This window comes from Methylobacterium sp. CCH7-A2 (assembly GCF_001557075.1).
Classification (GTDB): Bacteria; Pseudomonadota; Alphaproteobacteria; order Rhizobiales; family Beijerinckiaceae; genus Allobosea; species Allobosea massiliensis.
On the sequence record NZ_LSKN01000198.1, the window covers coordinates 1 to 1060 of the forward strand.

Here is a 1060-nt window from a genome sequence, read left to right on the forward strand (position 1 = left end):
GCGGGTTGCCGTCGGCATAGATGTGGACGGCCTTGACGTAGTCGGCCTCCGTCATCGGGCTATCGACCTCGACATTGACCGGAACGACGAGGCCGTTCTCCGCGATCTCGGGGATATCGAGCTTGATCTTGCCCTCGGCCATGGTCTTGTCGCCATAGAGCTTCTTGATCTCCGCCATCACCATCTTCTCGTCGGCGAAGGCGAGGCGCGCGCCGAGAAGGCTCGCGAAGCCGGCGAGCGCGCCGGCCGTGAGGGTGCTGCGGCGGGTGAGACCCGCATTCGGGGTTGGCATCGGCTTCCTCCTTGGAAATGTTCTTGTTCCGCTCTTGACGGCATCGCCGCCACGCGATCATCATTTGCACGTATCGTGATATTGTTTTCTGTGAATGTAAAGTCCCTCCGACAGAGAGGGTATCAAACAAAGGTCGCGCTCGGCGGCCGATCGAGGAAACGAAAGGGCAAGAGATGAAGCTCCCCATCATCGGAGCGGCTGTGCTGGCGGCCGCCATGACATTGGCCGCCGGGCACCTGACCGCGCAGGCCCCGCCGCAGGACGACAGCGAGAAGGAGATCGAGCGCTATCGCCAGATGCTCTCGGACCCATTCTCGAATCCCGGCTTTCTCGCGGTTGATCGCGGCGAGGCGATCTGGGCCGAACCGCGGGGCACGAAGAATGTCTCGCTCGAGGCCTGTGATCTGGGCGAGGGTCCGGGCCAGCTCGAAGGCGCCTTCGCCAAGCTGCCGCGCTATTTCGCCGATGCGGACCGGGTGATGGACACCGAGCAGCGCCTGCTCTGGTGCATGGACAAGCTGCAGGGGCTGGACACCAAGGACATCGTCGCCCGCCGCTTCTCCGGCCCGGGCCGCGCCTCGGATCTCGAGGATCTCACCGCCTTCATCGCCAACAAGTCGAGCGGGATGAAGATCGAGCCGCAGCTCAGCCATCCCAAGGAGATCGAGATGGCGGCGGTCGGCGAAGAGCTGTTCTACCGCCGCGGCGGCGTGATGGATTTCTCCTGCGCCACCTGCCACGCCGAGGAAGGCAAGCGCATCCGCCTGC

At 64.2% G+C, this 1060-nt stretch carries 2 protein-coding genes; one reads left to right on the forward strand and one right to left on the reverse strand.

All coding sequences use genetic code 11. The annotated features are described in order from the left end of the window. Window positions 1-292: thiosulfate oxidation carrier protein SoxY (locus AX750_RS15015; RefSeq protein WP_280939908.1), on the reverse strand; the 292-nt coding region annotated here is incomplete at its 3' end. A gap of 215 nt (window positions 293-507) precedes the next feature. On the opposite strand from AX750_RS15015, the gene soxA reads away from it, so the two are divergent. Next, window positions 508-1060 (forward strand): sulfur oxidation c-type cytochrome SoxA (gene soxA, locus AX750_RS15020; RefSeq protein WP_156446464.1); only part of this gene is annotated, 553 nt, incomplete at its 3' end.